Consider the following 24,279-nt stretch of genomic DNA (forward strand, 5'->3'; position numbering starts at 1 on the left):
TGTCTATAATAGAAGTGACAAATGTCAGGAGGTTCAAATGAGAAACTATATCCCCACAACCCCACTTCAACCGACTGCTTCATCCTTTAAACCATTGTGGCGCCATGTAGGGTTACCCGCAGAACGTGGTATTGAGTTAACTCATTTCTTGCGTCAAGGCCTATCTGTCTCTGTCTTAGACAATATCCAAGAATGGTCAGGAATGAGCAAAACTGAATTATTGCGAATATCCGGCATTAATGAGCGCAATATTGCTCGACGTAAAAATGCTGGCCAGCCCCTTAATGCTGATGAAAGTGAGAGAATTGCTCGTCTAGTGCGGGTATTCGATGCTGCGGTGCGTTTATTTAATGGAGATAAGCACGCGGCAAGTGATTGGCTTAACCACCCAGTTAAAGGGTTAGGACATTTACGCCCTATTGAGCTTATTGCGACAGAAAGCGGAGCCATTGAAGTGATTGATTTGATTGGCCGTATTGAACATGGCGTATTCTCATGATTTTATATCGATTGGTTAAATCCAATTTTGCGCATGATGCATGGTCGGGCCAAGGAGCGATGCTCTACGGCGGGCGTTGGAATCATAAAGGGACTCCTGCTGTTTATACTTCAACGAGTATTTCATTAGCGACCCTTGAAATACTCGTTCACATCAATCAAGACAGACTATTGAGCCAGTTCAGCTTACTATCCATAGATATCAATGATAAGTACGTGATGAAATTGTCGTTAGATCACCTTCCGACAGATTGGCAACAAGACCCCGCACCAACCTCCACCATGGATATTGGCACTATATGGCTTAATAACCAAGATAGTCTAGCATTATTAATTCCCTCTTGTATTGTTCCCTATGAATACAACGCAATTATTAACCCGTTACATCCGCAATTTCAAAAAGTTTTACATACCGTTAAACCACTAGATTTTAGTGTTGACCCGCGCTTAGCATAATTAGATATTTGCTAATAAATACTGTAAAAAAGCATCTATTTTCGGTGATAATGCACTACGGCTCGCATAAACCGCGCGAAGTTCTATAGGCGCTGGCGATACTTCATCGAATGCTATCCGCACTAATTTCTTCTGTTTAATCTGTTCTTCGCATGCATCTAACGCCAAAATAGCATAACCTACCCCATTCACTGCAGCAGCATGAGCCAAAATACCACTATTCACTCGGTAACTGCTGTCAATTATCACTTTTTTCTGTAAGCCAGATGAATCAATAAATATCCACGGTTGCCCCTGTAATGCACTCAAGCTCGAAATGCACGGCATATTGGCTAAGTCAGAGTATGAACACGGTTTTCCTACTTTTTCAATTAATTGGGGTGATGCAACCACAACGCTTTGCCATGATTTGATCAGACGTGAGTGATAGCTACTGTCTTCAAGATGACCACGATGAAAAGTGAGTAACAAATCAATATCATCACTAATAACATCTTGAGGTATTAATTGTGTATCACAGTGAATATTCAATTGTGGGTGAGATAATGCAAACTTCGCTAATAAATCTGCTAATAATAAACTACCGGATTCACTGGGAATAGTTAGCCTTAACGTGCCTGTAATTTGTTGTGGATGACATATTTGCACTACAACTTGCTCTAATTCACTGACTAGTTTTTGGCTTTGTTCAAATAAAATATTTCCTGTTTCCGTTAGCCGCATTTGCCGGGTTGTACGTTCAATTAACTGGCTGTTAAGTTGTTGTTCCAACTGTTTAATATAACGACTCACATTCGATGTTGGCATTGAAAGTAACTTTGCCGCATTGACAAAATTTCCTTGTGTCGCGACGGCAATAAACACTTTCAATAAATTCAGGTCAACAGCCATTTCTAATTCCTATAGTTCACGCGCTATTAACTTGCACTAATAGCATTAGCAGTAACCAAAATCCATTATTTTTTGATACCGCTGTGCCAGTAATACGTCTATGTCTAATTGAGTTAGCTCATTTAAATCAGTGAGTAACTGTTGTTTTAATTGTTGTGCAGCTAACTGATAGTCGCAGTGAGCCCCACCCAAAGGCTCAGAAATAATGGTATCGATAATACCTAACTCTTTTAACCGTGGAGCGGTCATTCCCATTACTTCCGCTGCAATTTGTGCCTTCTGGGAATCTTTCCATAAAATAGAGGCACAACCTTCTGGAGATATCGCCGCATAAGTACTGTATTCCAACATATTAATACGATCCCCCACACCAATCCCTAATGCACCACCAGAACAACCTTCACCTGTAATGACACAAATAATAGGGGCTTTTAAATGAGACATTTCTATAATATTGCGTGCAATAGCTTCTGCTTGCCCGCGCTCTTCAGCACCAACACCGGGGTAAGCCCCAGCAGAATCAATAAATACCATCACTGGTAAGTGGAAACGTTCCGCCATTTTCATTAAACGAAGTGCTTTACGGTAGCCTTCTGGCGATGGCATCCCAAAATTACGCATAACTTTCTCTTTTGTTGTCCGCCCTTTTTGTTGCCCAAGCACCATAACCGGCCTACCATCTAAACGAGCAAGGCCTCCCACCAGCGCTTTGTCATCAGCAAAAGCTCTGTCACCCGCTAATTCCTGAAACTCAGTAAATATTAATGGAATATAATCAAGGGGATAAGGCCTTAATGGGTGTCTCGCTAATTGGACAATCTCCCATGCCCCAAGCGATGCAAATATGGTTTTCGTAAGCGAATGACTCTTTTTTCTCAAGAGCTGGATTTCTTCTTCTAATTTAATCTCTGATGGATGTCCTTTTTGCTTGAAGGCAATAAGCGCTTCAATTTTGTCATTGAGTTCAACGATAGGTTTCTCAAATGCAAGAAAATGATTAGTCATAACGTTCCTAAAATGGTAACAGCAATCTTAGGAGTGTAATCAGAGAATCAATCCCATTCTATGCTTAAAAATAGGATTGATTGTTATCAATAATGGGATAATGTTTTAACGCTGACTTTTCTTTAGCGAATTTGATTTTAAGCTGTTTTCCATAATCTTTTGAAAATTAGGGCATAAAAAGTGATTTTCTTCAGGACAATTCGCAATATGCAAAATACCCTTTTTTAAGGCTAGTAACCCCTGTATGGTTTGCTCAATTTCTTCTGCTTTTTCAAGTAGGCTCGCACGTTCAATATTAGGGCCATCCTTATGGTTGAGCATGCTAGCAATTTCATCGAGTGAAAATTTAGCTTCTTGCCCCAATGCAATTAAAGACAAACGGGTTATTACGTCTTTCCCGTGATAAACCCGTTTTAACCCTTTACGCCCTATCGGCTTAATCAGCCCTCTCTCTTCATAATAACGTAGGGTTGATGCTGCTAAACATGATAATTGGCTAACTTGAGAAATATCTAACTCATCAGACATGAAATACTAACCCGCTATAATACTCGCTAATCAGGCTAATTGTTGGCGCAGTAACACCGTAATCGTGCCATTCATAAAAATTTCACGGTCAACAACGTAACCTAACTTTTCAGCCACACGTAAAGAAGCTAAGTTCCTCGGTTCAATAAAACAAATAGATTGCCGATACTTATTTTCTTTCGTCAACCAAGACAATGCAGCCTGCATAGCCTCTGTTGCATAGCCTTTTCCTTGATATTCAGGTACAATGACCCAACCCGCTTCTGGAATGCCTTTAACATGGGGTTCGACCATACGATGAAAATCTGCGAACCCTAAATCACCAATATATTGACCACTCGCTTTTTCACGGACAGCCCAATAGCCAAAGCCTAATAATGGCCATAACCCACCATAAGCTAATATTCTCATCCATGATTCGCGCTCACTAGAAGGAATCCCCCCAATGTAACGAACCATCGACTCAGTCGCCCATAGCTTCGCAAGTGCAGGGAAATCACTTACTTGGTGTTTATTTAATATCAGTCTATCTGTTTCAAGTTCAGGTATTACAGCCATTGATTGCTTCTCCTTGCTATCTAAATGGGGGTTCATCGAACGTTCTTAATTTCCTTGAATGCAATTTATCCCCTTCTTTCCTCAATAAATCAATAGCACGAATACCTATTTGCAAATGTTCTGAGATTGCACCTTCATAAAAACTGTTTGCTTGACCGGGCAATTTAATTTCACCATGCAGAGGCTTATCAGAAACACATAACAGCGTGCCATAAGGAACCCTGAAGCGATACCCCTGAGCTGCAATTGTGGCACTTTCCATATCCACGGCAACTGCACGGCTTAAACTGAAACGGCGAGCTGTTGCAAAAAAACGTAATTCCCAATTTCTGTCATCTGTTGTAACAACGGTTCCAGTTCGTAGACGTTGTTTTACCAATTCCCCAGGCATATTGCTAACTTGTTTTGTAGCGTCATATAGCGCACGCTGGACTTCCGCAATACTTGGAATAGGAATATCTGGCGGTAATACATCATCAAGAATATGGTCATCACGCAAATAAGCATGGGCCAAAACATAATCGCCAATTTTTTGGCTTTCTCTTAACCCACCACAATGGCCAATCATCAACCAAGCATGTGGTCGTAAAACGGCTAAATGATCGCAAATATTCTTTGCATTTGAAGGCCCAACACCGATATTCACTAAAGTAATTCCTGCTCCATCTCTAGCGATTAGATGATATGCAGGCATTTGAAATTTTTTCCATGTTAAATCAGAAGTCGCAATTTGTGGATCTGCATTCTCAGCGGTTAAATAATTATGCCCAACACAAGATAATGCAATATAACGACTTTCAGGATCACGTACCTGTTCACATGCCCAATTCACAAATTCATCGACATAACGGTTATAATTAGTGAAAAGAATGTACGGTTGAACATGTTCAGGTGGGGTTCCTGTATAATGCTTTAATCGCGCTAATGAAAAATCCACACGTAATGCATCAAAATGAGACAGCGGCATTTCATCCGTAGCAGTGTTCAAACCATCTGTAATATCATCACTGATATGAGATAAATCGGTTATCGGAAAATGTGCAGCTAAATTACTGCTCATACTCCTATCTAATGCTAAATCTGAACCATCAATGACAAAAGGATAAGGAATTTCAATTTTTGAAGGGCGAACGGAAAAAGTGACATCATAATCCTGTTGTAGGATAGATAATTGCTCAACTAAATAAGCACGGAATAGTTCTGGCTGAGTCACCGTAATGGTGTAATCACCTCGTTTAACAAAACGTGCATAAGCACGGGTTTTTTCACAATGATCAACTTTGCCTTCCCATGTAACACACAGTTCGGGATAAGCAAATAACCCATTTTCCCTTTCTGTAATATCGGGTATGCGGTCTTCTTTTACATAAATAGCGATAGCATCTCTTAATGAATCAATCGCATTGCTATATAACAACGAAAGTTTATCTAAAACATCTTCAATAGATAAGTTTTCATATTTCTGGCATTTTTCCAAAGACACACACAACTCCTTATCATCAGATAAAATCATCTCCGATAACATAGAGTATCAATGTGACAGTTGCAAAACATATCGCGATTAACGTACTTATATCACAGTTAATGTACTACAAAGGATAAAACAATTGGTAATGTGAATACCGCAGCCACGGTTTGTAATGTAATTATACCTGCCATTAGTTGGCTGTCCCCATTTAACTGACGCGTTAAAATATAAGCGGTTGGCGCAGTAGGAATAGCAAAAAATAGTACTAATAGAATTGTTTCAAGGTTTGGCAAAGAAAATAAGCCCGCCACTGTTAATGCTAAAATAGGCATAAGAAGTAAACGTAACAATGTTGACGCCATAATAGGCTTAAATTCATTTCTTAGTGTTGAGGTTTGTAATGCGGCTCCAATACAGATTAAGCCTAATGGTAAGCTGGCAGCTGCGAGTAGTTTTAAAAATTGGTCCGAGCCAAAGGGTAATCCCACTGGGGATATATTCAATAACACGCCAACGACACAGGAAATGATCAATGGGTTTTTTATGATTGGTAATAAAATTTGCTTAGCTGAAACCTTTTGTCCTGAAGATAACGAAAGCACAGCAATGACATTACAGCTTGGTACTAAAACAGCCATAATTACCGCAGCAATAGCGATCCCTTCTTTGCCAAATAAATCAGCAACAATAGCCAACCCTAAATAAGTATTAAAACGCGTGATTCCTTGGATATGCGCGCCAAATCTCGGGATAGGTATTTTGAATAAATATTTACAACCTAGAACTAGCACAGAACTAATTGCTAAAACACAAAGGATGGCGCTCGCTAAATAGGGTAATTTAGGGTTGTCCAAAGGTGCAGTTGCGAGACTGTTAATTAATAATGCAGGAAACAAAATAAAATAGTTTAATTTTTCAGCACTCGGCCAAAAATCAGTGGTGAATATTGTCGAGCGACGCAATACAAATCCCATTGCAATCAGAGCAAATAATGGCCACAAAACTAATAGAATCTTATCCATGAGAACGTAATCTGTTTTTATTTGAGCACTAAGTGAGTTTGTTAATCAGTCTATCGTTAAATTTTTGTAGCTGATAGGTAAAAAAAGCGCTATTCCTATGTTTTGCTTTTCTTAGCTTATTTTCGATTAAATCGAGATTGCATCGACTTTCTCTTATTTATATTTAAATAATATATTTTTCCGCCCTTAAAACACAAGCTCCTAAACTTATCTCACTTCGACATATAAAAATCATTTGCTTAGGAGTTCAATATTATGTATTTTTATTCATTATAAATGCATAATTAAAGAGGTTGGTATGTTTAAAAAATTAGTTTTTGCTGGCTGTATGTCATTGGCAGCCTTCGCGGGGAATGTTTACGCAAAAGAAAGCTATACCGTTGGTGCTGGTGGGACTTACCGTCCGTTTGAATATGAAAATAGCCAAAAACAGCTCGAAGGCTTTGATATTGACATCATTAAAGCAATTGCAGAAGCAGAAGGTTTTGACGTTAAACTTGTTAATACCCCTTGGGAAGGGATTTTTGCGACCTTATCGTCTGGTGATAGAGATATTTTAATTTCGGGGATCACAATTACAGATAAACGCAAAAATATGGTTGATTTCTCTAACCCCTATTTCCCGGCTGAGCAAGCGATCGTCATCAGTGAAACATCTGATGTTAAAGACTTAAATAGCTTAAAAGACCTGAATGTAGGTGTTGTGAACTCCAGCACTGGTGATATTGTTGTTTCGGATGTAATAGGTAAAAACAGTACAGCAATCAAACGTTTTGACAATACTCCTCTTTTATTACAAGAACTATTCGAAGATGGCATTGACGCTGCAGTTGGTGATGTCGGCGTAATTAAATATTATATAAAAACGCACCCTGAGAAAAAATTTAAACTGATTTACGATAACCATTTCGAAAAACAATATTTTGGTATTGCTGTCGCTAAAGGGAATAGTGAATTACAGCAAAAAATAAATAATGGCTTAGATAAGATTATTGCAGACGGTACATACAATAAAATTTACCAAAAATGGTTTGATGAAAATGTTCCTCAATTACCAAAACAATAGTTAAATTTAACTTAAAGCCATCTATGGATGGCTTTTTCACGTTTTAAATCAGGGTGAAAATTAAGATGTCTGCGTTTCGTTGGGAAATAATTGAAGAGTATGCTCCATTATTTGCTGAAGGCGCAATGATGACGATAAAAGCAACCATCATTTGCGTTATTTTAGGCTCACTATGGGGATTAACCCTCGGTTTAGGCAGAACGGCCAAAGCTGAACAAGGGATTTGGAAACCTATTTTACACTATTTTGTACAGTGGCCAGTTCGCTTCTATGTCAGTGCTTTTCGTGGTACTCCACTATTTGTTCAAATAATGGTTGTTCACTTTGCCTTAGTGCCACTGTTTATTAACCCTCGTGATGGCTTATTTGTTACATCAGGGTTAATGTCTGTTGATACCGCTAAAATGCTCCGCTCCGATTACGGTGCATTTCTATCTTGCGTCATTGCAATTACTTTAAACTCAGGAGCTTATGTCTCTGAAATATTCCGTGCGGGTATTCAATCCATTGATAAAGGGCAAATGGAAGCTTCGCGTGCGCTTGGTATGAGTTGGGCAAAAACAATGCGCAAGGTGATTCTTCCGCAAGCTTTTCGGCGCATTCTTCCCCCACTGGGAAATAATGCCATCGCAATTGTCAAGGACTCATCCCTCGCTTCCGCAATCGGTTTGGCCGATCTCGCCTATGCTGCAAGAACGGTCTCCGGAGCTTACGCAACTTACTGGGAACCCTACTTAACAATATCTGTGATTTATTGGATGCTGACATTTATACTTGCTCAGTTGGTGCAATATATGGAAAGAAGGTTGGGCAGAAGTGATTTACGTTAATAATTTACAAAAAAAATTTGGTGATGCTCATGTACTTAAAGGTATTTCTTGTGAAGTTAAACCTCAAGAAGTTATTTGTGTCATTGGCCCTTCTGGTTCAGGAAAAAGTACCTTTTTACGCTGTTTGAATGCGCTAGAACGCCCTGACGGGGGAGAAATTCAAGTCAATGGTTTTAACGTTCATGATCCTAAAACTGATTTAAATAAAATGAGAGAAAATGTGGGGATGGTGTTTCAGCGTTTTAACCTATTCCCCCATATGACCGTGTTAGAAAACTTGATGATGGCGCCAACCTTAGTGAAAGGAATAAAAAAGGAATTGGCACTTAAACAAGCAGAACAACTTCTGATCAAGGTAGGGTTGTTAGATAAAATTGATGCATGGCCAGCCAGTTTATCCGGTGGGCAGCAACAACGAGTCGCTATTGCTAGAGCGTTAGCCATGCAACCATCCATTTTGTTATTTGATGAGCCGACATCTGCACTTGACCCCGAATTAGTTGGTGAGGTTCTTTCAGTGATGAAAACCCTTGCAAATGAAGGTATGACAATGGTTATCGTCACCCATGAAATGGGGTTTGCACGTGAAGTTGCCGACCGAGTCTTGTTTATTGACCAAGGTATTATTCAAGAAGAAGGCACGCCAGAACAACTCTTTACTGCACCTAAAAACCCACGGACTGCGGAGTTTCTAAGTAAAGTACTTTAATTTTATAGCCTGCTTAGTATGCTAAGCAGGTTTTTCTGATAGGCAGGTCTTTTTATTATCGATACGCTAAGAATATTCGCTCTTAATAAAGATTAATTTATGGATATCAAAAGCCTCTGCAAACAATACCGCTCAGGGAAAAAATTTAAATATGTTTTCTTCTGGGGCCACCAAACCAAACAAAATCAAATTACAAAAAGCTGCTTCAGCCAATGGTACCCTTCCCCATTTATTGTTAATAACCACCGCTTTGCCAGTGCAGAACATTTCATGATGGCCGAAAAAGCACGCTTATTTGGTGATTTAGAAACATTGGATAAAATCATTCATGCACCAAATCCCGGAGCGGCTAAAGCATTTGGTCGTGAAGTTCGTGGGTTTAAGCAAGATGTTTGGGATGAAAACCGTTTTGCTATTGTTGTCAGCGCTAATATGGCAAAATTCTCTCAACATGAAGAATTAAAACAGTTTTTACTCTCCACAAACGAACGTGTTCTAGTTGAAGCTAGCCCCGTCGATAAAATTTGGGGAATAGGCCTTGCCGAAGATAGTGAAAATATTGAAAACCCATTAACATGGAAAGGGTTAAACCTTCTCGGTTTCGCATTAATGGATGTTAGAAGTCAGCTAGCCAATTAACTCTCTAATTTTTGCTTATTTTCTGATAAAATGAAAAACCCGTTGTTATTAAACAGCGGGCCCGTCATTATTTTATCAAAATATAGAATATACTACTGAGCTTTATTATAAAGGCATTCTGTATTCAATTACCCCTGGCTTTTCTGCCACCCAGTTATACAATTTTTGGCCTCGCAAATTGGTTTCTTGTGTATGCCAATATAGACGGCCACATTGTTTCTCTTGCGCTTGTGCGTGTACAAATTCAATTAATTGTTTTCCTACATGACGTCCTCTCATTTCTGGCGTCACATATAAATCTTCAAGGTAACAAAAATCATTTTCAGCCCATGTTGAGCGGTGAAATAAATAATTCACAAAACCAACAACTTTTCCATTTTCCAACGCAACAGCACAGTACATCGGCTCACTCTCATCAAAAAAGCGCTCCCATGCTTTTAAGGTAATTTCTTCACTTAAATCTACCTTATAAAATTTCTGATACTCTAACCAATACACTAACCACTCTGGGTAATGTTCCGGCGCAACAAATTCCACTGTAACTGGTAATGATGTTTTACTCATAATAACCCTTCCATTTGTAGACATATTACATAATGGCGCTATAGTACCTAGCAATCTGGCTCTATATAAGAGACACTTTTGTTATTTATTTAGGATCCACTTTATGCGACGCCAACAGCATGCCCAATTCCCATTACTATTACTTGAAAAAGGTTACATTAAAGAAAATGTTTATCACACAATACGTAATGCCATCTTAGATGGACGTATTGCTGCTGGAATTAAACTTCCTTCCTCTAGAGCATTAGCAGAAATGATGGCGATCTCACGAAATTCGGTAATTGCTGGGTTTGAACGACTAATTGATGAAGGATACCTTTATTCCCCAAAAGGCTCAGGGACTTATGTTTCCCCCCATATTCCTGATGAATTAATTGGTGCCATAAGTAGCACTAAACAGGGTGACCAATCTGGATATCCTGCATTAAATCTGAATCCTAGAGTTTCCACTTTATCGAATTTATGGGAAAAATCGCGTCCAAATACCAACAAACACCAAATGTTTAATATCGGTATTGGTTGTGTGGACCAATTCCCGCATGAATTATGGGGAAGATTATTGGGTCGAGTTTGGCGTAAGTCCAAACAAATTATTACGCATTTTAATCACCCTGATGGGTATGCACCACTAAAAGATTTATTGGTAGATTACGTCCGTTCGACTCGTGGGGTTCATTGTAAACAGCAACAAATTATTATTGTTAATGGAACACAGCAAGCCATTAATTTAGCGGCAAAAGTCTTATTACAGCAAGGGGATAAAGTATGGTTAGATGACCCTGGCTATGATAGTGCGAGAGCTATTTTAACCGCTGCTGGTGCTGATATTGACGCTATTCCATCAGACAAAGAAGGAATGGATATTATATATGGTGCGAAACACCATAAAACAGCAAAATTAATTTATACCACGCCTTCTCACCAGTTCCCTCTGGGCACAACTCTCAGCTTACCTCGGCGTTTAGCATTATTGGATTGGGCACAACAAAACAACGCATGGATTTTTGAGGATGACTACAATAGTGAATTTCGCTTTTTATCAAAGCCAATTCAAGCATTGCAAGGCTTAGATAATCATCAACGTGTTATTTATGCAGGGACATTTTCTAAAATGATGTACCCCGGCTTTCGTTTAGGTTTTTTAATAGTGCCAGAAATTCTGAGTGAGGCATTCACCATGATGAAATATTATAGTGATAGCCACTGTGGTTATTTAGAACAGGCCGCTTTAGCTCAGTTTATCCAAGAAGGCCACTATGCACGCCATGTCAGAAAAATACGGAAGATATGTTACGAGAGGCAAAATACTTTTATCAATGCCATCAATCACTATCTCCCTCACCTATTTAATGTACAGATGACAGATTCAGGCATTCATACTGTTTGTTGGGTGAAAGACGGTTATGATATTAACGTGATCCTTAACCAATGCCGTCTCTTGGGCTTTGGCGCACAACCGCTATCACGCTACTGTATTCAAAGTACTCACCAAAATGCAATTCTATTTGGCTATGCAGCCCATTGTGAAAACGAGATAATTAGCAATATAAAATTACTCAGTGAACAATTGAGTAATATATACCCTAGTTAAACAAAAATGATTTTCAGCGTTTATCCGATAGCGCGAATTCTTCTAATCTTTATAACTATACCTTAATAGCATTGTTTATATTGAGGTACTTTTATGACAAAAATAAATTATCCCCATGAGTACGAAGTTGGCGATGTTGTCTTTACCAGTATTGGGACCGAATTATTTCGCCAAATAGCCTCAGCATCTTTATGTTGGAGTAACCATGTTGGCATGATTGTCGGCCATAATGGCGAAGACTATTTGATTGCAGAAAGTCGTGTTCCGCTTTCAACAACCACAACCTTATCTCGCTTTATTTCCCGTTCATCTGGTAATCGTTACAGTGTACGTCGATTTGCTCATACACTAACCCATGAACAAAAATCAGCATTAGTCGCTGAAGTTCCTGCTCGCTTAAACAAATTTTACCACACCGGGTTTAATTACAATTCACCTAGGCAGTTTTGCTCTAAGTTTGTTTTTGATATTTACCAATCTGCGTTATCAATCCAAATTGGCGAAATTGAAACCTTTGAAGAATTATTAACTAAAAATCCGAGTGCAAAATTAAATTTCTGGAAACTTTGGTTTATTGGTCATATCCCATGGAAACGCACTACAGTGACGCCCGCAAGCCTATGGAATCACCCTGAACTATCACTCGTATATCGTAGTCATGAGGATATTCATTAATAACCAATATGGATTTAAATACGTAAAAAGCACTCGATAGAGTGCCTTTAAATACAACAGCCTGAGTCTGCAATGATACTTATTTTTTCTTATTCATCATTGATTTTAAATCAGCAAATGGGTTATAGGTTGCTGCTTCAACATCATTTTGCGCATCTTCCCCTGCAACAACATTAGTGCCATACATCTCAGCCTCTGTGTACTTCGAATGCTCATGATCATGGCAAAATAGGCATAATAGTTCCCAATTGCTGCCATCTTCGGGGTTATTAGTATGATCATGGTCGATATGGTGAACGGTTAATTCACGCAAATTTGAATACACAAACTCGCGGGTACAGCGCCCACAAACCCATGGATAAATCTTAAGTGCTTTTTCACGATAGCCACTTTCCAATCGCGCATAGTTTTTAGGGATCAAAGCCATTGCCAATATTCCTATTGAAGATCGTAATTTTGAAATAATACGCCTAATATACCTCAAGTCAGAACAAAAAAAGAAACTCAATGCAACAAAAAACCCAGATATCATGAAGTCCCAATTTTATAGGGCACCTCATCAATTCTGGGTCCTTTTATCCGTTAATTTATACTTAGATTACTTATTCAACAATTCTCTGCGGATAATCTCAGCACCCGCACTTAATGCATTGAGTTTACCGGTTGCGACACGACGAGATAACGGCGCCATCCCACAGTTTGTTGATGGATAAAGTTTATCTGCATCCACAAATTGCAGTGCTTTACGTAGCGTATTGGCGACTTCTTCAGGTGTTTCGATAATATTACTGGCTACATCAATCGCCCCCACCATCACTTTTTTACCGCGAATAAGCTCAATCAAATCCATTGGAACATGGGAGTTATGGCATTCCAAAGAGATAATATCGATATTCGAGGTTTGTAGTTTTGGGAAAGCCTCTTCATATTGTCGCCACTCGGAGCCCAACGTCTTCTTCCAATCAGTATTAGCTTTGATGCCGTATCCATAACAGATATGAACCGCAGTTTCGCATTTCAGCCCTTCAATGGCTCTTTCTAACGCGGCTACGCCCCAATCATTCACTTCATCAAAAAACACATTAAAAGCTGGCTCATCAAACTGAATAATATCAACGCCCGCGGCTTCAAGCTCTTTTGCTTCTTGATTCAATATTTTAGCGAACTCCCATGCCAGTTTTTCACGACTTTTATAATGGTTATCATACAGTGTATCAATCATCGTCATCGGCCCAGGAAGCGCCCATTTAATCGGCTGTTTTGTTAGCTTACGTAAAAATTTAGCATCTTCCACAAAAACAGGTTTTTGGCGTTCAACCGCCCCAACCACCGTCGGCACGCTCGCATCATAACGATCACGAATTTTAACCACTTCACGCTTTGCAAAATCAACACCACTGAGGTGTTCAATAAATGTCGTCACAAAATGCTGGCGTGTTTGCTCGCCATCGCTAACAATATCAATCCCAGCACGTAGTTGATCTTCAAGGGATAAGCGCAATGCGTCTTGTTTTCCCTCGATGAGTTCTTCATTTTGCAACTTCCAAGGAGACCAAAGCGTCTCAGGTTCAGCAAGCCAAGAAGGTTTTGGTAAGCTGCCCGCGGTAGATGTTGGTAATAATGTTTTCATAATAATTGACCTTAAATTTTTATAATTAATCAAAGCGCGTAGTTAGCAGACCATTGCTCTAGAATATGCTTATAGGGTTCAATAAAGTGTTCTTCCGTATATTTCCCTTGCTCAATAGCCAATCGGCTACGTTCTTCGCGGTCATAAACAATTTTTGTTAATGAATAATCTTGGTTCGTCAAACTCGGTTGATAGCATTGCCCCGCAACGGAGTTCGCATTGTAAATCTCTGGCCGATAAATCTTCTGGAATGTTTCCATCGTGCTAATCGTACTAATTAATTCAATATTGCTGTAATCGCTCAGCAGATCTCCCGTAAAATAAAATGCCAGCGGTGCAACACTATTTTGAGGCATGAAATAACGAACCTGTAATCCCATCTTTTTAAAATATTGATCTGTTAATGAAGCCCCATTTTGCTGATATTCAATCCCCAATATAGGATGTTGATTCCCAGTTCTATGGTAGATATCTTTATTTGAGACACTTAGACATATCACTGGCGCCTTACTAAAATGCGCTTTATATTCACTAGAATTTACAAAATATTTAAAGATATTCCCATGCAAGTCACCAAAGTTTTCTGGAATACTAAAGCTTGCTTGGTCCTTATTGTGGTCTAACAATAAAACACTAAAATCATAATCACGCACATAAGATGAAAAGTTATTTCCGACAATACCCTCAGTTCGTTCACCTGTTTTATGATCAATAATATTAGTTTTTAATATTTCAATCACAGGGAACCTATTACTATTTTCCTCAACACTCATCTCGACAGAAATAATTTCCAACTCGATTGAATAACGGTCGCTTTTAGGGTTATCCCAATAGGCTAATGTATTGAAACGGTTGTTCATCATGACAAGCGTGTTACGCAAATTTTCTTGGCGATTTTCCCCTCTGGCTAAATTAGCAAAGTTAGTTGTAATACGTGTATTTTCAGAAGGATTATAATTTTCATCAAAAAGACTACTTTTAATCGTAAATGTAAAATTTTTGTTCATCGTCTCGTCACACCCTAAATTCCAAGATGGAAACTCAATTGACTTCTTGATTTTTTTAGAAGTTTTAGTTGTCCATTCATCAATCTTTATGTTGTAGATAAGTTAATTTTCCTCGTTAGCTAATTTATGCCAGAGCTGTTGATTGAGTGAAAGCGACTTAATTTCATTTCGAACATGAACGATTTTCATGATCATCTATTTCACTTATTTTAATTATGTGACGAAGAACTAAGAAATATTATTTTTCATTATAATTCATGATGTTAAGTATATTATATGGACAATTTCCTAGAGGGGATGAATATTCGACTCGAAGACTTAAACATTGGTTAGTGAAATAAATTTATTTAGTGCATTTAGAAAACACTTAGGTCATACAGTCTAAGTTACTAACTAAAATTAACTACAATAATAAAAGGTGGCACAGTATTATGCACAAAAAAAAGGCACTCGCCCCCGAGTGCCTTTTGACTACAACTCACTGAATATAAAGTAAATTACACCTATTCAGCGGTTCTGGTACTTGTGCGGATTAGGTAATCAAATGCGCTAAGTGCGGCTTTTGCCCCTTCTCCAGCTGAAATAATAATTTGCTTATAAGGGACTGTAGTACAGTCACCGGCAGCAAAAATACCTTTAATACTGGTTTCGTTACGTGCATCGATCTCGATTTCGCCCATACGGTTTCTAGCAACTGTGTCGCCTAGCCAATTAGTATTAGGCAATAAACCTATTTGCACGAATGCTCCCGCCACTTCTAATAAATGTACGCTATCATCAGTACGGTCTTTATATTCGAGACCCGTCATTTTACTGCCATCACCTTTTACTTCTAAGGTTTGTGCATTGACGATAATATCGACATTTTTCAGGCTACGTGCTTTTTGCTGTAATACAGAATCTGCTTTCAGTTCCGGAGCAAACTCCAGTACGGTCACATGCTCAACGACACCGGCTAAGTCAATAGCCGCTTCAATACCTGAGTTACCGCCACCAATAACGGCAACACGTTTACCTTTAAATAACGGACCATCACAGTGTGGGCAGAATGTTACACCCTTAGTACGGTATTCTTGTTCCCCCGGAACACCCATATTTCTCCAGCGAGCACCTGTTGAAATAATAATACTGCGTGATTTTAAGATCCCACCCGATGCAGTTTCGATTTGGTGTAATCCACCTTCTTCTGCCGCAGGGATCAGTTTTGCAACTGATTGGCCATCAATGACATCAACATCATAGCTGTCCACGTGGTTCTTCAATGCACCTGCAAAAATAGCGCCTTCCGTTTTGATAACTGAAATATAGTTTTCAATATCAACCGTATCCATAACTTGGCCACCAAAACGCTCGCCAATTACGCCAGTACGGATCCCTTTACGTGCGGTATAGATTGCCGCTGAAGCCCCTGCTGGGCCACTACCAATAACAAGGACTTCAAAAGGCTCACGCTCTGTGAGTGATTTCGCTGCACGCGCATCTGCGTTGGTATCAACTTTGCTAACAATTTCACTTAACGTCATACGCCCTTGGCCAAACTCTTTTCCATTCAGGAAAACCGCAGGAACGCCCATCACATTACGTTCATCAATCTCATTTTGGAAAAGTGCACCATCAATAGCCGTATGGCTAATATTTGGATTTAAAACTGCCATTAAGTTCAACGCCTGAACAACATCTGGGCAGTTATGGCAAGATAAAGAGTAATAAGTCTCAAAGTGGAATTCGCCTTCAAGGCCTTTAACCTGCTCTAATAACTCTTGCGCTTCTTTAGATGGATGACCACCGATTTGCAATAATGCCAGCACAAGAGAGGTAAATTCATGCCCCAAAGGTGAGCCTGCAAAACGCAAACCACTATCTGTACCTGGGTTAGTAATTAAAAAAGACGGTGTTCTTAGTGCGCTATTGCGCTCTTCACGTACAGTGACTTTATCTGACAGAGATGCAATTTGTTCTAACAGCTGCTTGATTTCATTTGATTTTTCGCTGTCATCTATATTAGCAACTAATTCAACGGGTTTAGTTAAACGTTCTAAGTAGGCTTTCAACTGTGCCTGTAAATTATTGTCGAGCATGTAATCCCCTTTAATTTTTATCATAAAATCGGGTACATATACCCGTCGTGATCCAAGTTGCAGGCCTAAACACCTGCAACCTGAATTATTCAGTATTAATCAATTGAGTTAGATTAATTAGATTTTGCCGACTAAGTCCAAAGATGGAGACAGTGTTGCATCACCTTCTTTCCATTTAGCTGGGCAAACTTCACCTGGGTGGCTTGCAACATATTGTGCTGCTTTAACTTTACGTAACAGGTCAGCTGCATCACGACCGATACCTTCAGCAGTAATTTCGATTGCCTGAATGATACCTTGTGGGTCAACAACGAAAGTGCCGCGGTCTGCTAAGCCTTCGTTTTCACGCATATTTTCAAAGTTACGTGTTAATGCGCCAGTTGGGTCACCGATCATGGCATATTTGATTTTACCGATAGTTTCTGAACTTGCATGCCATGCTTTATGGGTAAAATGTGTGTCAGTAGAAACAGAGAAAATTTCAACACCTAATTTTTGGAATTCTTCATAATGGTCAGCAATATCACCCAGTTCAGTTGGGCAAACAAAGGTAAAGTCAGCTGGATAGAAGAAGAAAACGCTCCATTTACCTGCAACATCTTTTTCAGAAACTTCGATGAACTGGCCATCTTTAAATGCTTGGTTAGTAAATGGTTTGATTTGAGTATTAATTAATGACATATGATGTTCTCCTGTTTGGTTGCCTATTAAGTTACTGTTTTACAGCAGCTTTATCCAATCATTACCCACTATCGATTTGATAGGCGAAACCTAATCATGTACCAATAATTAATAGGTGAAGCATTGGAACGCTTACTGAAAAATTCAGCAAGCGTTTTATGCATTAATGGATGTTTTATGTACAGTAGGTTATGCCATGGTGGCAATCGTTTTGCGAAAACGAATGAGTGCGAGAGAAAAGAATACAGCACCAATAACAACAAGAACCGCAAATTGAGGCCAAACAATTTGGAAGCCAGCTCCGCGATATAAAATCGCTTGAGCAAGGCTAACAAAGTGCGTTGTCGGCATGGTTAACATAATGTCTTGAACAAGCTGAGGCATACTTTCTCGTGCTGTCATTCCGCCAGAAAGCATATTTAATGGCAATAACACTAAGATCATCAACAAACCAAACTGAGGCATGGAGCGTGCAATCGTCCCCATAAAAATACCAATCGACGTTGTCGCAAATAAACTCAAAGCCACCCCACACATAAACAATAAGATAGAGCCTTCGATTGGTACTTGTAGCAATGTTTTTACGACCAAAATTAAGGAAACACCAGATGCAATCAATACCACCATCCCCATTGACCATATTTTCGACATCATAATTTCAAATGGCGTTAGTGGCATGACCATCAAATGTTCGACTGTACCGTGTTCCCGTTCGCGGATTAGTGCAGCGCCCGTTAAAACAATCGATAACATCGTAATATTATTAATGATTGCCATAACAGAACCAAACCATGATTGTGTCAAGTTAGGGTTAAAGCGCATCCTCACTTCCAAATCAACAGGTAAACTTACATTACTACGGTATTTTGCTAAAAATTCATTCACTTCCCCTAAGGTAATATTTTGAATATAACTATTTCCTAAGAAGGCTTGGCTCATCCTTGTTGCATCAATATTTACCTGAATTTCAGGATGCCGTCCTGCAAGCACATCACGTTGAAAATTAGGCGGAATATCTAGCGCAAAAGTATATGAACCACGATTTAACAAACCATCAATTTGATCTGGCGTGATATCCGCGGGTGGTAAGAAATAAGGCGCATAAAAGCTATTGATTATCCGATTTGATAACTGTGACTTATCTTGGTCAGCAATCGCAATGGGCGCATTATGTAAAGAGCCAGGAGTTACCGTTGCGGACGAATAGATCGATACCGTAAAAGCAAAGACAATCAACGCTAGCATTGCTTTATCGCGGCCTAAACTGCGTAACTCTTTGACTCCTAGGTTAAAAATATTCTGAATTTTACGGATCATCGCTATGCCTCCTGCTTTTTCAGGAATAGAACACTTAGCCCAATAACCAAAGGTATGGTGATCAGTAATGGGATAAATGATGACTGTAAATCGAATAAATTTAATCCCTTAGAGAAAGTTCCTCGTGTGATAGTCAAAAAATGTGATGTTGGATAGACCATCCCAACCCAGCGGCCAATACCTTCCAATGATGAGACAGGGTCAATCATTCCTGAAAATTGAGTTGCGGGTATCAATGTAATGATAGAAGTACCAAAAATTGCCGCAATTTGGCTTTTCATAAAGCATGAAATTAATAACCCCATGCCTGTTGCAATACTGATATACAAAAATGCAGCCAACGTTAACGTCAGAAAACTGCCTTTAAATTCAACACCAAATATATATACCGATAATATACAAAGTAGCACAAAGTTAAACATACCCAATAAAATATAAGGGAGCTGTTTTCCAAGTAAAAACTCTAATTTGGTGATCGGAGTAACATAAAGGTTGATAATTGAACCGAGCTCTTTTTCCCGAACAACACTCAACGCGCTCAGCATAGCTGGGATCATCATTAATAATAATGGAATAACCGCGGGAACAATTGCCGGCAAGCTACGAACATCTGGGTTATAACGATATCGAGTCTCAATGTCGATAGCCGGTATCCCTGCAACGCCAGCTGGTTGGCGCGCAGCCATCGTGCTCAGCCATGCTAAATGCATCGCTTGTACATAACCACGCACAGTTTCAGCGCGGTTTGGCATCGCACCATCAATCCACACGCCAATTTTAACGTTATTGCCGCGTGCAACGTCCCTTGCGAAGTTAGGCGGAATTTCAATCGCAACGGTAATCTTACCGCTACGCATACCAGCCTCTAAATCATCATAATCCTTGATTGGAGGCTGTTCGATAAAGTAACGTGAACCTGCTAAGTTCAGCGTATATCCTTGACTTAACCCCGTTTGGTCGCGATCTAGTACGGAAAAACGTAAATTTTCGACATCCATGCTAATACCGTAACCCATGATAAACATAAGAATTACCGTTCCTAATAATGCCAGTGTTGAACGTACAGGGTCACGACGTAACTCCATGCCTTCCCGTATGGAATAGCTAAATAACCGACGCAAACTAAAACGTTTTTTCAATGCTTCAGTCGCTTGTTCTTTTAGTTCAGGGTCAACGTGGAACTCTGGCGCGGTCTCTTGTCCTTGTCCTGCATCCCCCACAGCATCCTGTAAATAGGCGATAAAGGTTTCTTCAAGCGTGCCAAGCCCTCTTTTCTTGGTCAAGTTAACAGGGGTATCACAATCTAAGACTTTACCTGCATGCATGAGTGAAATGCGGTCACAGCGCTCTGCTTCATTCATAAAGTGCGTAGAAATAAAAATTGTGACACCGTCACGTCTTGATAGATCGACCATCAAATTCCAGAACATATCTCTGGCAACGGGGTCTACTCCCGAAGTTGGCTCATCGAGGATTAACATTTCAGGTTCATGAATAACGGCGACAGCTAAAGATAATCTTTGCCGGATCCCCAAAGGTAAATCGTCAGGCATTACGTCTCGCACATCATCAAGTTCAAAACGCTGGCACATTTCGTCAACTCGCTGAGGGATTTTATCCTCAGATATATGAAAAAGCTTGGCATGAAGCACAAGGTTCTGCTCAACACTCAATTCACTATATAGTGAAAATGCTTGTGACATATAGCCGACACGCTTACGTGTTTCGATATCTTTCGGATCTATTTCTTGACCAAATAGCCATGCTTGCCCTTCACTGGCTTGTAATAAACCCGTCAACATTTTCATAGTGGTTGATTTACCACAGCCATTAGACCCTAAGAAACCAAAAATCTCTCCTTTTGGGATCTTAAAATTCACATGGTCAACAGCGACGAAGTTACCAAAACGCATAGTTAGGTCTTGGGCTTCAATAGCAATAATATTGTCTTCTGTGGTATCACGTGGAGGGATCACGACTTTTTTGTGGCCGCTGCGTTTTTCTTCAGGTAGTAATTCAATAAACGCAGCTTCAAGATCATCACATTGAGTTTGGGCTTTTAATTCAGATGCATGACCTGTAGCGAGCACCTTGCCATCATCCATTGCCACTAACCAATCAAAGCGTTCGGCCTCTTCCATATAAGCCGTTGCGACCAAAACGCTCATATTGGTTTGTCGCAAACGAATGCGGTCAATTAAATCCCAAAATTGCGCACGAGATAACGGGTCAACCCCTGTAGTAGGTTCATCCAAAATTAATAAATCGGGATCATGAATTAGCGCACAGCATAACCCAAGCTTTTGTTTCATCCCTCCTGATAACTTGCCTGCTGGACGGTCTTTAAATGGCGCAAGCCCTGTACTTTCAAGCAAATCCTGAATCCGATATTCACGCTCAGCTTTTGATTGGCCAAATAAGCGGCCAAAAAAGTCGACGTTTTCATAAACAGATAACGTATGGTAGAGGTTCTTCCCTAAACCTTGCGGCATGTAGGCGATGCGAGGGCAAACAGCTCTACGATGCTCAATATCACTCATATCACCATCAAGTACCGTTATTTGGCCTTGTTGAATCACTCTTGCCCCTGCAATCAGGGAGATCAGGCTTGATTTTCCTACACCATCAGGGCCAATCAACCCAACCATTTTTCTTGCTGGGATGGAAAGTACAATGTCATCCAACGCACAATTGTCACCATAATGTTGGCTGACATGTTGTATATCGATAATCACATCATCCATCAGTTTATTGGTCATTGTGGTAATCTCACCTCTAATTCAGCAGGCCAAGATTCATTAGGGTCTAAACGCACATAAGCTTTTCCGGGCAGCCCTGTTTTCACATATTCTAGATGTTGCTCTAATAATTCAGGCGAAATTCGTGCACGCACTCTGAACATTAATTTTAGGCGTTCATTTTGTGTTTCTACGGTTTTCGGTGTGAATTGAGCAACACTCGCCACGAAAGTGGTTTTGGCTGGGATCACGATATTTGGTGCAGCGTCAAGTATAATGTGAACATCACTGTCTAAGGCAACTTTTCCTGCATCTTCAGTCGGTAAGAAAAATGTCATATACACATCACTTAAATCGACCATGTTCAAGACTCGTCCGCCAGCGCCAAGTACCTCTCCAGGCTCAGCAACACGATATTGAATACGCCCGTTTCTTGGCGCTTTTAGAATACTGTCATCTAAGTCCGCAATAATACGGCGTTCCGTTGCTGTCGCTGCATCAACACGGTTTTTCGCTTGGACTATACCAGCGCTTGCAGAATCAATGGCTGATGTCGCGGCGGCAACTTGAGCTTTTGACGCTTCCAGTGCTGCACGAGAGCCTTGCATCTGTGCTGTATCATCATCGACTTGTTGCTGAGATACGGCGTTGGTTCTCACCAAAGCTCTAGAACGATTTAACCGTTTTTGCGCTGCGTCTAACTCCGCTTCACGTTGACGAACAACAGCCTGGGCTGCAACTTTTTCGCTTTTACGTTGCGCTAAAGCAGACTCGGCAGTGGTCACTGCACTGATGGCTTGGCGTAATTGTGCCTGTACTTCATGGAGTTGCTCTTGGAGTGCTCGCGTATCCATGCGAGCAAGTTCTTGCCCTTCTTTAACAAAATCCCCTTCTTTTACATTAATCGTTTCAATACGTCCTGCCGTCTTAGTGGCAATATCAATTTCTGTTGCTTCTATACGGCCGTTACTTTGAGCGAATCCAGCGGGTAGACCACCTGAATTAACATTCCAGTAATAGAAACCACCCGCAACAATAATTAATATTAAAATGATGTAAAAAGATACTTTTTGTTTATTTATTTTCATACCATCCCTTTCCATTAAATGAGAAAACAAGGAACAACAATTATTTTGATTATTAACCTGGTGATTATTAATAAAATGACATAACTGTCTCTATACGAAATAAATACCCTTAAAACTAAAAATATTATTTTTATTTAAAACTTGGCCAAGTAAGTGTTAGCACTACCATTAAATTGGCTATCTATTTAATTTAATGGCATTTTATCAACATTTGGTTTAAGTTTAGTTGCCTTATGTCACAAAAAAACAGAATAAACTCACAAAAATCAGGATAAGGCATTAATTGTACATATTTAATTCAAAATAAAAAAATAAAGCCAGTAACTTAATTTACTGGCTTTATTCAACGATGTTTGAATATGAATAAATATTAGCTTGCGAATGCAGCAATCACTTTTTCATCCATTCGGTAACGAACCCATTCATCTTGCGGTTCTGCGCCAATACTTTTATAAAAATCAATTGCTGGCTGGTTCCAATCTAAAACACTCCATTCCAGCCGTTGGCACTTTCGTTCTACGGCTAACACTGCAATATGCTTGAGTAACTTCTTTCCTGCACCCGCGCCACGAAAATCTGGGGAGACATACAAATCTTCTAAATAAATACCATTATTCCCTAACCATGTTGAATAACTCGTAAAAAATACGGCATACCCTGCTGGCTGACCATCCACATAACAGATTAAGGCTTCTGTGCTTGAATTCGCTCCAAATAAGGAATTTTCAATATCAGCTACCGTGGCTTTAACTTCGTGACGTGCTTTTTCATAATCTGCCAATTCAATGATCATATCTAAGATCAAAGCAGCGTCATCACATGTTGCGGGTTTTATTTCTACGTTCATTTGGGGCTCTCTTGTTTTTTGAATCATGATTTTAAACGCTACATAGCAAGAACCCAATTCACAGCAATATTATTCATTTCTTCGCGCATGATATAAGTAACATTTATACCTGTATATGCTTTTTCCCATAATAATCAGAGAGCGCATTTTCGGACCTTGTTGGTTAAATAACATATTAGCTATAATTCTCTCATCGATTAACTAAATGAATATTAAGGAGGCTAATTTATGTTGTTGTGTGATCTTATTGAATATTCACACTTCTTTGGTAATCGCCAGAGCTCAGGCTTTCACAGTTTTATACTGCGATAACCCTGCCTGAGCGAAGCCACTAAAGAAAATCTTCCCTCAGCTTACTGGGTTGTCGTGACGACTATGCCCTGGCATTTTTAT

The 24,279-nt window shown here is 39.6% G+C and carries 24 protein-coding genes; 8 read left to right on the top strand and 16 right to left on the bottom strand.

Annotated elements, in window-relative coordinates; translation table 11 throughout:
• Positions 1-37: 37 nt before the first annotated feature.
• Both P3L44_RS10480 and P3L44_RS10485 read left to right on the top strand, forming a co-directional pair.
• A complete protein-coding gene (locus P3L44_RS10480; RefSeq protein ID WP_004254502.1) occupies positions 38-499 on the top strand; it encodes an antitoxin Xre-like helix-turn-helix domain-containing protein in 462 nt (153 codons plus the stop codon).
• Positions 496-954 (top strand): RES family NAD+ phosphorylase, encoded by a 459-nt coding sequence (locus tag P3L44_RS10485; RefSeq protein ID WP_140172470.1) that lies wholly within the window; start codon positions 496-498, stop codon positions 952-954. The genes P3L44_RS10480 and P3L44_RS10485 overlap by 4 nt, the downstream gene beginning before the upstream one ends.
• On the opposite strand, the gene P3L44_RS10490 is transcribed toward P3L44_RS10485, so the two are convergent.
• The 6 genes from P3L44_RS10490 to P3L44_RS10515 all read right to left on the bottom strand — a co-directional run bounded on the left by P3L44_RS10490 (position 955) and on the right by P3L44_RS10515 (position 6,426).
• On the bottom strand, positions 955-1,845 hold the full coding sequence (locus P3L44_RS10490) for a LysR family transcriptional regulator (RefSeq protein WP_094960598.1): 891 nt from the start codon (positions 1,843-1,845) through the stop codon (positions 955-957).
• A gap of 45 nt (positions 1,846-1,890) precedes the next feature.
• Positions 1,891-2,850, bottom strand: a complete 960-nt coding sequence (gene accA, locus P3L44_RS10495) for an acetyl-CoA carboxylase carboxyl transferase subunit alpha (RefSeq protein ID WP_140172469.1) — start codon at positions 2,848-2,850, stop codon at positions 1,891-1,893.
• A 105-nt stretch (positions 2,851-2,955) separates the two neighbouring features.
• Entirely contained in the window at positions 2,956-3,378 is a 423-nt protein-coding gene (locus P3L44_RS10500; protein WP_272662396.1) for a helix-turn-helix domain-containing protein, read from the bottom strand.
• Positions 3,379-3,408: 30 nt separating this feature from the next.
• Positions 3,409-3,936 (bottom strand): GNAT family N-acetyltransferase, encoded by a 528-nt coding sequence (locus P3L44_RS10505; RefSeq protein ID WP_272662397.1) that lies wholly within the window; start codon positions 3,934-3,936, stop codon positions 3,409-3,411.
• A gap of 16 nt (positions 3,937-3,952) precedes the next feature.
• Positions 3,953-5,419, bottom strand: coding sequence for an AMP nucleosidase (locus P3L44_RS10510; protein WP_272662398.1), 1,467 nt, complete (start codon positions 5,417-5,419; stop codon positions 3,953-3,955).
• A gap of 98 nt (positions 5,420-5,517) precedes the next feature.
• Complete coding sequence (locus P3L44_RS10515; protein WP_094960602.1) at positions 5,518-6,426, bottom strand: AEC family transporter; 909 nt, start codon at positions 6,424-6,426, stop codon at positions 5,518-5,520.
• Between the two features lie 298 nt (positions 6,427-6,724).
• On the opposite strand from P3L44_RS10515, the gene P3L44_RS10520 reads away from it, so the two are divergent.
• The 4 genes from P3L44_RS10520 to P3L44_RS10535 all read left to right on the top strand — a co-directional run bounded on the left by P3L44_RS10520 (position 6,725) and on the right by P3L44_RS10535 (position 9,670).
• Entirely contained in the window at positions 6,725-7,492 is a 768-nt protein-coding gene (locus P3L44_RS10520) for a basic amino acid ABC transporter substrate-binding protein (protein WP_004254527.1), read from the top strand.
• A 65-nt stretch (positions 7,493-7,557) separates the two neighbouring features.
• Complete coding sequence (locus tag P3L44_RS10525) at positions 7,558-8,322, top strand: amino acid ABC transporter permease (protein ID WP_004254530.1); 765 nt, start codon at positions 7,558-7,560, stop codon at positions 8,320-8,322.
• Positions 8,309-9,031: an amino acid ABC transporter ATP-binding protein gene (locus tag P3L44_RS10530; RefSeq protein WP_272662399.1), complete on the top strand. Its 723-nt coding sequence runs from the start codon at positions 8,309-8,311 to the stop codon at positions 9,029-9,031. Before P3L44_RS10525 ends, P3L44_RS10530 begins: the two co-directional genes overlap by 14 nt.
• Positions 9,032-9,130: 99 nt before the next feature.
• On the top strand, positions 9,131-9,670 hold the full coding sequence (locus tag P3L44_RS10535) for an NADAR family protein (RefSeq protein ID WP_172767194.1): 540 nt from the start codon (positions 9,131-9,133) through the stop codon (positions 9,668-9,670).
• A gap of 105 nt (positions 9,671-9,775) precedes the next feature.
• Here P3L44_RS10535 and P3L44_RS10540 read toward each other — a convergent pair whose 3' ends face one another.
• Complete coding sequence (locus P3L44_RS10540; protein WP_036957755.1) at positions 9,776-10,234, bottom strand: GNAT family N-acetyltransferase; 459 nt, start codon at positions 10,232-10,234, stop codon at positions 9,776-9,778.
• 103 nt (positions 10,235-10,337) lie between these two features.
• Here P3L44_RS10540 and P3L44_RS10545 point away from each other — a divergent pair, with 103 nt between their 5' ends.
• Both P3L44_RS10545 and P3L44_RS10550 read left to right on the top strand, forming a co-directional pair.
• On the top strand, positions 10,338-11,825 hold the full coding sequence (locus P3L44_RS10545) for a PLP-dependent aminotransferase family protein (RefSeq protein ID WP_272662401.1): 1,488 nt from the start codon (positions 10,338-10,340) through the stop codon (positions 11,823-11,825).
• 93 nt (positions 11,826-11,918) lie between these two features.
• A complete protein-coding gene (locus P3L44_RS10550; RefSeq protein WP_004910807.1) occupies positions 11,919-12,500 on the top strand; it encodes a YebB family permuted papain-like enzyme in 582 nt (193 codons plus the stop codon).
• A 79-nt stretch (positions 12,501-12,579) separates the two neighbouring features.
• On the opposite strand, the gene yajD is transcribed toward P3L44_RS10550, so the two are convergent.
• The 9 genes from yajD to P3L44_RS10595 all read right to left on the bottom strand — a co-directional run bounded on the left by yajD (position 12,580) and on the right by P3L44_RS10595 (position 23,886).
• Positions 12,580-12,927 carry an HNH nuclease YajD gene (gene yajD / locus P3L44_RS10555; RefSeq protein ID WP_004910806.1) on the bottom strand — a complete coding sequence of 116 codons (348 nt, stop codon included), beginning with the start codon at positions 12,925-12,927 and terminating at the stop codon, positions 12,580-12,582.
• Positions 12,928-13,098: 171 nt separating this feature from the next.
• The gene (locus P3L44_RS10560) at positions 13,099-14,130 is read right to left on the bottom strand and encodes a methionine synthase (protein WP_004254558.1); all 1,032 of its coding nucleotides are present in this window, start codon (positions 14,128-14,130) and stop codon (positions 13,099-13,101) included.
• A gap of 29 nt (positions 14,131-14,159) precedes the next feature.
• Positions 14,160-15,137 (bottom strand): DUF1852 domain-containing protein, encoded by a 978-nt coding sequence (locus P3L44_RS10565; RefSeq protein WP_004254561.1) that lies wholly within the window; start codon positions 15,135-15,137, stop codon positions 14,160-14,162.
• 503 nt (positions 15,138-15,640) lie between these two features.
• Positions 15,641-17,215 carry an alkyl hydroperoxide reductase subunit F gene (gene ahpF, locus P3L44_RS10570; RefSeq protein ID WP_096863713.1) on the bottom strand — a complete coding sequence of 525 codons (1,575 nt, stop codon included), beginning with the start codon at positions 17,213-17,215 and terminating at the stop codon, positions 15,641-15,643.
• Between the two features lie 117 nt (positions 17,216-17,332).
• Positions 17,333-17,896 (bottom strand): alkyl hydroperoxide reductase subunit C, encoded by a 564-nt coding sequence (ahpC, locus tag P3L44_RS10575; RefSeq protein ID WP_004254784.1) that lies wholly within the window; start codon positions 17,894-17,896, stop codon positions 17,333-17,335.
• A 189-nt stretch (positions 17,897-18,085) separates the two neighbouring features.
• On the bottom strand, positions 18,086-19,210 hold the full coding sequence (locus tag P3L44_RS10580; protein WP_272662406.1) for an ABC transporter permease: 1,125 nt from the start codon (positions 19,208-19,210) through the stop codon (positions 18,086-18,088).
• A 5-nt stretch (positions 19,211-19,215) separates the two neighbouring features.
• Positions 19,216-21,972: a ribosome-associated ATPase/putative transporter RbbA gene (rbbA, locus tag P3L44_RS10585; protein ID WP_272662402.1), complete on the bottom strand. Its 2,757-nt coding sequence runs from the start codon at positions 21,970-21,972 to the stop codon at positions 19,216-19,218.
• Entirely contained in the window at positions 21,969-23,039 is a 1,071-nt protein-coding gene (locus tag P3L44_RS10590) for an HlyD family secretion protein (protein WP_272662403.1), read from the bottom strand. The genes rbbA and P3L44_RS10590 overlap by 4 nt, the downstream gene beginning before the upstream one ends.
• A gap of 370 nt (positions 23,040-23,409) precedes the next feature.
• Positions 23,410-23,886, bottom strand: coding sequence for a GNAT family N-acetyltransferase (locus tag P3L44_RS10595; protein ID WP_036957770.1), 477 nt, complete (start codon positions 23,884-23,886; stop codon positions 23,410-23,412).
• Positions 23,887-24,279 lie beyond the last annotated feature (393 nt).

The sequence above is a fragment of the Providencia sp. PROV175 genome (assembly GCF_032707045.1).
GTDB classification, from domain to species: domain Bacteria; phylum Pseudomonadota; class Gammaproteobacteria; order Enterobacterales; family Enterobacteriaceae; genus Providencia; species Providencia hangzhouensis.